Source organism: Moheibacter stercoris, assembly GCF_040545805.1.
In the GTDB taxonomy this organism is placed as follows: Bacteria; Bacteroidota; Bacteroidia; order Flavobacteriales; family Weeksellaceae; genus Moheibacter; species Moheibacter stercoris.
Genome location: NZ_JBEPMO010000014.1, coordinates 55,337 through 64,393 on the forward strand (window position 1 = coordinate 55,337; position 9,057 = coordinate 64,393).

8 protein-coding genes and 1 rRNA gene are annotated in these 9,057 nt (G+C 36.1%); 1 reads left to right on the plus strand and 8 read right to left on the minus strand.

What is annotated here, in order from left to right:
• Window positions 1–23: 23 nt before the first annotated feature.
• From ABID46_RS10680 to bcp, 7 genes are all read right to left on the minus strand, one after another.
• Window positions 24–1,709 (minus strand): WG repeat-containing protein, encoded by a 1,686-nt coding sequence (locus ABID46_RS10680; RefSeq protein ID WP_354509912.1) that lies wholly within the window; start codon window positions 1,707–1,709, stop codon window positions 24–26.
• A gap of 15 nt (window positions 1,710–1,724) precedes the next feature.
• Complete coding sequence (locus tag ABID46_RS10685; protein WP_354509914.1) at window positions 1,725–2,213, minus strand: hypothetical protein; 489 nt, start codon at window positions 2,211–2,213, stop codon at window positions 1,725–1,727.
• A gap of 17 nt (window positions 2,214–2,230) precedes the next feature.
• Complete coding sequence (locus tag ABID46_RS10690) at window positions 2,231–2,665, minus strand: energy transducer TonB (RefSeq protein ID WP_354509916.1); 435 nt, start codon at window positions 2,663–2,665, stop codon at window positions 2,231–2,233.
• Window positions 2,666–4,240 carry an L-aspartate oxidase gene (nadB, locus tag ABID46_RS10695; RefSeq protein WP_354509918.1) on the minus strand — a complete coding sequence of 525 codons (1,575 nt, stop codon included), beginning with the start codon at window positions 4,238–4,240 and terminating at the stop codon, window positions 2,666–2,668. It lies immediately after the preceding gene.
• A gap of 137 nt (window positions 4,241–4,377) precedes the next feature.
• Window positions 4,378–5,991, minus strand: a complete 1,614-nt coding sequence (locus ABID46_RS10700; protein ID WP_354509920.1) for a S8 family serine peptidase — start codon at window positions 5,989–5,991, stop codon at window positions 4,378–4,380.
• 152 nt (window positions 5,992–6,143) lie between these two features.
• Window positions 6,144–7,142 carry a recombinase RecA gene (gene recA / locus ABID46_RS10705; RefSeq protein WP_354509922.1) on the minus strand — a complete coding sequence of 333 codons (999 nt, stop codon included), beginning with the start codon at window positions 7,140–7,142 and terminating at the stop codon, window positions 6,144–6,146.
• Between the two features lie 91 nt (window positions 7,143–7,233).
• Entirely contained in the window at window positions 7,234–7,695 is a 462-nt protein-coding gene (bcp, locus tag ABID46_RS10710) for a thioredoxin-dependent thiol peroxidase (protein WP_435529329.1), read from the minus strand.
• 169 nt (window positions 7,696–7,864) lie between these two features.
• Here bcp and ABID46_RS10715 point away from each other — a divergent pair, with 169 nt between their 5' ends.
• Window positions 7,865–8,296, plus strand: a complete 432-nt coding sequence (locus ABID46_RS10715) for an NUDIX hydrolase (protein WP_354509924.1) — start codon at window positions 7,865–7,867, stop codon at window positions 8,294–8,296.
• Between the two features lie 682 nt (window positions 8,297–8,978).
• Here the strand turns inward: ABID46_RS10715 and rrf are convergent.
• A 5S ribosomal RNA gene (gene rrf / locus ABID46_RS10720) occupies window positions 8,979–9,057 on the minus strand; the annotation flags it as partial.

Consider the following 9,057-nt stretch of genomic DNA (forward strand, 5'->3'; position numbering starts at 1 on the left):
TTCACTAAAATAGAATTTATTATTTAAAATGAATCAACTTCAACGAAGCCACTTGTGATACCATGTTGACCCATATACAAAACAGCATTTTTCGGTTTACTATAATTGTAAAATTGTGTCAACCCATTGAATATTATATTTAAGCCTGAAATTTCTTTTTCTTGGTATGAAATAACTTGATTACCTTCTAAATCATATAATCCAAACTTCCCATCTTTTTTGGAAAGAATATATCGACCATATTTAAATGTATAGTCAGCGAATGGTTTAACGTCAAATAAAAATTCTTTTTTTACCACATTAAAAAGTCCTTCACTTCGATTTTTTTGGTTATCGCGCTGTATAATATGTACAAAATCACCTTTATCAGCTTTGAGGATTTCACTGAATTCAACTGGCAATAAAATGGAATAATCTTTACCGTACAAACCATATTTCCCATTTTTTTTTACTATAAAATACTGATTATTTTCGGTTATTGTATGGTCAACAGGCATCATTTGACCAGATCCTCTGTATTTCAATTCTTTTTCTCTTGCTGCAATTTGGGTATCCAATCTATCAAACTCCACTGGGATTAAGATATTCCCATTGAAATCAATCAGACCATCTTTCCGATTTTTTGTAGCACGAATTAGAGGTTCTCGGTCTAATGTAGTTCCAACTTGATAGGTGATAAAATTCAAATTATCGTATTCAAAAGGTATAATGATATTTCCCTCTAAATCGATCATCCCTTTCTTACCTCCTTTATATGTTAGAATTCGATTTTTAGAGTAGAATGCATAATCCTCATATTCAAAGTTTGATAATTGCTTCAAATCTTTATCGAAATAAGCAATTTTCGAATTCTTTGTGAAAAAATAAATTCCATTAATTTCCTCAATTTTTTCATACTCTTTTTTCAAAGCTACGCCTATCGTATCATACAAGGCAAAGTTTTCAGGTTTATAATTTCCAGCTATGAATCGCTGAAAGCGATCAATTGACACATAACCGTATTCAATAGGAATTAGTAATTTCTTGGTTTCTAAATTGACAACTCCTTGTTTGTATTTTCCCTCGATTTTAGATTCTACAACACCAAATTTTCCTAATTTTCTGATGACATTCCCGAAAGGATTTTCATCTGTGAATGTTTTAGCTTTAACTACTGGTGGATTATAGGGAGAATTTGAAACAGATTCTATGGGATTTTCTGGTTTGGAAATTTCATTTCCTTGTATATTCAAATATTTATCACCTGTTTCAGTTTTCGCCACAAAATAGTTAACATTCTCAAATTTGTCTGTTAATCGTTTGCCATACGAAATATAATGATACTTCATTGGTATTATTTCTTTTCCAGTATTGGAAATCGCGCCCGCTTTGTCATGAATTTGGACAATGTAATAATCAGGGTAAAAATTAACTCCCAAAACGGGATCTTTCTGAAGTCCCCAAATACGATCATATTTAGCTTCCGATATTTCTTTCCCTTTGTGATCTAAAATTCCAAGTTTACCCTTTTTCACATATATCGCATAAATCAATAAGGGATTTTTATTAACTGTATCAAATGCAGATACAGCTTCGTAGTCTCTCGACTTCAGTAATTTCTCGTAGTTGGATTGTGACAACTCACCATTTGAATTGATTTCAAATGGTTTTTGAGCTATAGTATAACTGAATAAAAAAAGGAGTAAAAAGTTAAGGATAAATAATTTCATGATTTAATCTATAGTTTATTTAGAAGAAATTTCATCTTCTGACAATTCAATTGTTAAAGGCAATGAGTAGGTAAATGTAGCACAATAATTCCCCTCATATTTGGCGGGACGAACTACAACTTCCTCTGAAATTTCCTTTAATTTTTGGACTAATTTATTTTCAAAAGCTGTATTTAATCGATTGAAAAATCTAAATTTCAATATCCCATTTGATTCAATTAAAATAGATAATTTATTCTTATAATAAACTGAACTTTCTGAAATTTCACCAACAACTTTTTTATCCAATTTTTCAGCAATTAATTGGCTTAATTTTCTCCCAAAACAGGAATTCAATGAATTATTTTCTTCTTTGAATGATTCACAACCAGGAAATATGGGTGAGGTTTTAGGATGTGGTCCGGTAGAATATTTTGATCGTTTGGGTTCTACGCAAGGTTGTTCTTGAGCGAATCCTGTTTGAACACATAGAATAAGTAGTAATAAACCGATAAAATTTTTCATTACATGAACGTTCTTATTTATTTAATGGTATACCTAAAAGGCAAATTAAAGGAAAAATTGATGATTTCGCCGTTATAGGTTGCAGGTTGAAAAATATAGTTTTTATTTATTTTCACAATTGCTTTTTTAATCTCCAGAAATAGGTTCATATCGGTTTCATCTACTAAACTCAAATTATTTATTTTTCCCTCCTTGGTAATTGTAAACTTGAATTTGGTATAAGCTTTTTTGTCTCCTACATTTCGTAGCAATCTATTTAAATTTTCTTTATCCAAATTTTGATGAATAAGTTCGCTTAATTTATCCTCTAGGCAATCCGTTAATTCTTTGGAAGGATTTTGAATATTCTCGCATCCTGGAATTATTGGAATGAACATTTTATTTTCAACTTCATTTTGAGCTAAAACGAATTTTGATAATATCAATAATGAAACAAATACTAAGATTTTCATCTACTCCAAATCCTTATTAAAAAACGCACCTCTATTTTCCTTTTGTTCTTGGCTTTGTGTGATGATTAACCAAGCAACACTTACCAAATTTCTCAGTTCCGAAAGTTGAGGCGAAAGAACATTCATTTTGTAAATTTCTTTGACCGAACGATAAATTTCTTCTTCTCGAACTTTGGCCAATTCCAAACGTTCATTGGATCGAACAATACTCACCAAATCACTCATCATGATTTGCAATTGTTTTTTCAAATAATTCAGCAAAACCATTTCCTTGGTGACTTGCAACCCTTCATCATTCCATTCTGGAACTGACTCAATTTTGTCGAAATGAAATTGACTTTCTTGCAATAATTCAACCGTTTTCATAGCAGCACGATGTCCAAAAACCATGGCCTCTAACAAAGAATTAGACGCCAAACGATTGGCTCCATGCAAGCCAGTATTGGTACATTCGCCCACTGCAAACATATTTTTGATCGAAGATTGCCCTTCCAAATCCACATCAATTCCGCCGCATAAATAATGCGATGCAGGAACCACGGGAATCAAATCTTTGAACATATCCAATCCTTCTTCTTTGCATTTTTCATAGATATTGGGGAAATGTGCGAGGAATTTTTCTTGATCCAAATGACGGCAATCCAAACAAACATAATCTTCTCCTCGTTCTTTCATTTCGTTGTCAATCGCGCGAGCCACAATGTCACGCGATGCTAATTCTTCTCGCTCATCGTATTTGTGCATAAAGGGTTCCCCATTCATGGTTTTTAATTTCGCTCCAAATCCACGAACGGCTTCAGAAATTAAAAACAATTGTCCCGAACGATTGCTATACAAAGCAGTCGGATGAAACTGAATGAATTGCATATGCGAAATCTTGGCTTTTGCTCTATGCGCCAATCCAATTCCATCTCCGGTTGCAATCACGGGATTGGTGGTGTTTTTATACACATGCCCGCATCCGCCAGTTGCCATTAAGGTTATTTTGGAGGTAAATCTTTTGACTTTTTGAGAAGCTAAATCCAATACATAAGCCCCAAAACAATTCAGATTTTCCGTATCAAATTCTGCATTGGGCACATGATGTTCGGTAATCAAATCAATCACATAATGATGTGGTAGCAAGGTTATCGTAGGTGTTTTCTCAACCACAGCCAGCAAAGCTCGTTCAATTTCAAAACCGGTTATGTCTTTGTGATGAACTACTCGATTTTCGGTATGACCACCTTCGCGTCCTAAATCATAGGTTCCAATATCGCTTTTGTCAAATTGGGCTCCCCATGAAACAATTTCTTTGAATCGAACAGGACCTTCTTTTACAACGACTTCAACGGCTTCTCTTTTGCATAAACCATCGCCTGCTCGTAGCGTATCTTCAATATGTTTTTCAAAACTATCATTTTCAAAATCTGTAACAACAGCCACACCACCTTGCGCATATTTGGTGTTCGATTCGTCATCATCTGCTTTGGTTACGATGGTTATTTTTGCGTCAGGTAATTTTTGAGCAATTTTTATCGCATAGGAAAGTCCAGAAATTCCTGAACCAATCACTAATACATCTGTGTTCAACATGCATTGAATTTTAAGTTTGCAAGATAATTCAATTTAAGAGTTTCCATTATTTTCGAATTGAATTTAACAAAATAACCTTCCCAACAATCGCTTGTTGAAAAGGTTAAATGTGTGTATAGTTGTATTTATTACTCTGTTTATTTCTTGATTAGTTTTTTGGTAACCAAACCTTTTTTTCCTTGGAATTTGATTCGAACCTTGTAAACTCCTGCTGGTAATTCAGATAGTTGAATCTGATTTCCCATCACATTGATTTGTGATTTTACCAATTTCCCATCCATCGAAAAGATTTCTACAATTTCAATTGCTTTATTTTCTTTGTTCGAAATATTCAAAACTTGAGATGCTGGATTTGGATATATTTCAACTTGTTCAGCATAATTCAAATCTTCCACTTTCAAATCTTCACATTCGTCCATCAACAATTGCAAGGCATTGTTTACGTTCAGTCTTCCACCAGTTACGGTTATTCCTTGCAATGAAGCATTGGGATCCACACCTTCAAAAATATAGTCACGAACTTTTCTCGCAGCTTCCGCTGGATCATCGTTTACCAAGGCAGCAAAACTATTACAAGGTGCTGAATACAACAAAGCAACTGTACCCGTTACATGAGGCGTAGCACCAGAAGTTCCACCAAAACCACCATAATTATTAGAAGTTAAGGTATACGCATTTTCACCTGGAGCTCCCAAATCAATGGTTGTTGCACCATATCCAGCTTGATTGACTTTTACGTCACTTTGGTTGGTATTGGTAACAGCTATCATGTATTCGCTTGAACAAGCCGTTGGCAAATCACCAACAACATCAATATTAAAGTTAGCATTGGCTGTAGCCGCTGGACTTAAAATCCCAGCTTCTCCCATTGCATTGTAAAACTCACACCATAATGGAACATCATCAGGCTGCCCCATATTAATTCCCCAAGAGGAATTCGTTGCAACGACAAATGCTCCTTCTTCTCCATTGGTTTCATTATAGGCCAATCTTGCTTGTAACGCATAATCATAGGCCGATATAACTTGTGATTCCAAAACTCCAGCATAAATAATGGTCATAATTTTCACGTCCCAATTTACTCCCGCAACACCTACATCATTATTTCCTACAGCTCCAACAATTCCTGAAACTGGAGTTCCATGCCAACCCATCGTATTGATATTGGGTGAGTTTGAGGAAAAATTCCATCCATGTACATCATCTATAAATCCATTTCCATCGTCATCAATCCCATTACCAGGAATCTCCCCCGAATTGACCCATAAATTTGCTGCTAAATCTGGATGGTTTGCATTGACACCATCGTCCAACACAGCGACTACAATTTCTTTTCCATCGGCTGTAGTACCACCTGTGGTAATTTCCCAAGCTTCATCTGCATCAATATCACGATCATTGGCTTGGTAATATTGCCATTGTTGACCATAACGAGGATCATTCGGTTCATTTCTCAAAGAGATATGATGGTTCAACTGGGCATCAATAATGTTGGCATCTTTATACATTTCCCTTACTGCCTGCTTTTCAGTAAATGAATTTGTATTGACTTTAATTCTCCAAATATTCAATACTTTGGAAATTTGTTCTGCATCTTGAGAGATGACAACATTGGCATTTCTCGAAAAGAATTGTTCGGGATTAGTTCCTTCTGTGAGCCGAACTAGGATTTCCCCTTCTTCAAATCCGGAATTTTGTGCTGATGCGACTCCCATAAAGAGCCCCATAGCTAATAAGGTAAATTTTTTCATTGATTTTCGTTTTTCGCTTCCCTAAAAGTAGAATAAAAAAAATAAAAAAAATTACGCTTTTCCGTATAAATGAGATGATTATACAATTAATCGACAAAAAAAGCTGCTCAAATTGAGCAGCTTTTCTATTTATATAATTGATTTCAACAAAATTATCCTTCTTTAATCGCAACTTTGATTGCTTCTTCTAATTCTTCTGATAATTCTGGATTGTCTTTCAATAATTCTTTTACAGCATCGCGTCCTTGGCCCAATTTATTTTCGCTGTAGCTATACCAAGAACCACTTTTCTGAACGATTCCTTTTTCGACACCCACATCCAAAATTTCTCCCACTTTGGAAATTCCTTCTCCAAACATGATGTCAAATTCAGCTTGACGGAACGGAGGAGCAACCTTATTTTTTACAACTTTTACGCGAACGTGATTACCAGCTGCTTCATCCCCCACTTTAATTTGGGAAACTCGACGAATATCCAAACGAACAGACGAATAAAACTTCAAGGCATTTCCACCCGTTGTCGTTTCTGGATTTCCAAACATAACACCAATCTTCTCACGCAACTGATTGATGAAAATCGCTGTACATTTTGTTTTGCTGATGGTAGCCGTTAATTTACGTAAAGCCTGAGACATCAAACGAGCTTGCAATCCCATTTTAGAATCACCCATTTCTCCTTCAATTTCCGCTTTTGGCGTCAAAGCAGCAACCGAGTCAATCACGATAATATCAATAGCTCCAGAGCGAATTAAATTATCCGCAATTTCCAATGCTTGTTCACCATTATCGGGTTGAGAAATAATTAAATTCTCCACGTCAACTCCCAATTTCTCTGCATATATACGGTCAAAAGCATGCTCTGCGTCGATAAAAGCAGCTATTCCACCAGCTTTTTGAGCTTCTGCAATCGCATGCAAGGTCAAGGTAGTTTTACCCGATGATTCTGGACCGTAAATTTCAATCACACGTCCTCTTGGATATCCACCAATGCCCAACGCAATGTCCAATCCCAAAGATCCTGTTGGAATCACTCCAATTCCTTCTTCTACGGCACTATCACCCATACGCATTACAGTTCCTTTACCATAGGCTTTGTCCATTTTATCCAAAACCAATTGCAATGCTTTCTTCTTATTATCTAAATCGCTCATATTCGTTATTTTTCTATATTAATATTCTTTCTAAGTTGGTAATTCAAAAGTAAGGTATTAAAGTGACAATGTGCGTCGCTGTAAATTTATTTTACTTATTTTCTATTTCAGCCAAAATTTGCTCAGCATGCGCTTTGGTTTTGACTTTGGTAATTACATTTTCAATAATCCCATTTTCATTGATGACAAAAGTTGTCCGATGAATTCCATCAAATTCTCGACCCATAAACTTTTTAGGCCCCCAAACCCCAAATGCTTCAATGATCTTCTTATCTTCATCTGCAAGCAACGGATAGGACAATTGATTCTTTTCTGCGAAATTCTTTTGACGCTTAACAGAATCTGCACTTACACCAATAATCGAATATCCCTTGGCCTTTAGAGATTCTTCATTGTCGCGTAAATCACAAGCTTCCGCCGTACAACCTGGCGTACTAGCTTTGGGATAGAAAAATAAAACGTAATTCTTTCCAACATAATCTACCGATGAAATTTTGTTTCCATCTTGATCAATTCCTTCAAATTCAGGTGCTTTTTCTCCTACTTGCTTCATCCTATTCAGTTTTCACAAATTTACCTAAATTTACCCAACAAGTTTAGAAGTTTGAAACCAAATTAACCTGAATCTTTAGAAAATGAATTATTTTAAATTTTGTTCGAATTGTTCCTCTCAAAACTGCCAATTTGAAAATAATCGACGATTCGAATGCTTTGATTGCGGAATGGTTTATTACCAAAATGTAGCAGCAGCTGTTGCCGTTATCATAGAAAAAGAAGGCAATATTCTATTCACGGTTCGCAATAGAGAACCCAAATTGGGCATGTTAGACCTTCCCGGCGGCTTTACCGATCCCGACGAATCAGCAGAAGAAACTTGCGCAAGAGAACTCAAAGAAGAACTAAATCTAGAATTACAACCAGAAAATTTTCAGTACTTCAAATCCCAACCCAACAATTATTTATACAAAGGAATACCTTATAAAACAGAGGATTTGATTTTCACCGCAAAATTGCCAGATTCCAGGGAAATCATACTCGAAGAGTCCGAAATTCAAGAAATTAAATGGATTCCAAAACGAGAAATCAACATCCAAGACATCGGATTTGAATCTCTTCAAAACGCAATAAAATCCTATTTAGAAAAAAATAAATAAAAGGATGATTTGGGCGGCTCTCGTTGGATAGACAAGTAAGGATTATAAAGAAGTCAAAAGCCAACGAGACCGGGCTGTCTGTTGCAACTCCTCGTCTCCTTTGTCGTCTGCGGGGTTTCCACGCCCATCCCTGCCGCGAACTTAAATAAATTTGTGATTTAAGATTTTAGATTTCTGATTAGAAAAACTTCCTACTTCATGTCATCCTGTCCCGATAGCTATCGGGAGTCGAAGGAATTACTTCCAGCCACTTGTCATCCAGAACATTTGATATTAAGAGGAGAAACGCAGTTTCGGTAAGTAGACCGGTTCCTGAGCGAAGTCGAAGGACCAGCCTCTTGTCATCCTGTCCCGATAAGCTATCGGGAAGCGAAGGATCTACCTGATACTTGATACTTACTACCAAAGTATATAGCAAAAAAAAATCCCCATCTGCGTAAGCAGATGAGGATTTGATAAAAGATAGGCGGCGACTGTATTTTACCCTGAGCTTGTCGAAGGGCTCCCACTTTCGTAGCCCCGATAACTATCGGGGTCGGCGCTGGCAGGCTTATCCGCCGCGGCGGATCGGAATGGGAAGATCCATTTTATTTTGTCAATAATCGTATATAGATTACACCTTAGAGCCTTAAGTATATAGCAAAAAAAAATCCCCAACATTACTGTTGAGGATTTGATAAAAGATAGGCGGCGACCTACTCTCCCACTTTCGTAGTACCATCGGCGCTGGCAGGCTTAACTTCTCTGTTCGGAATGGGAAG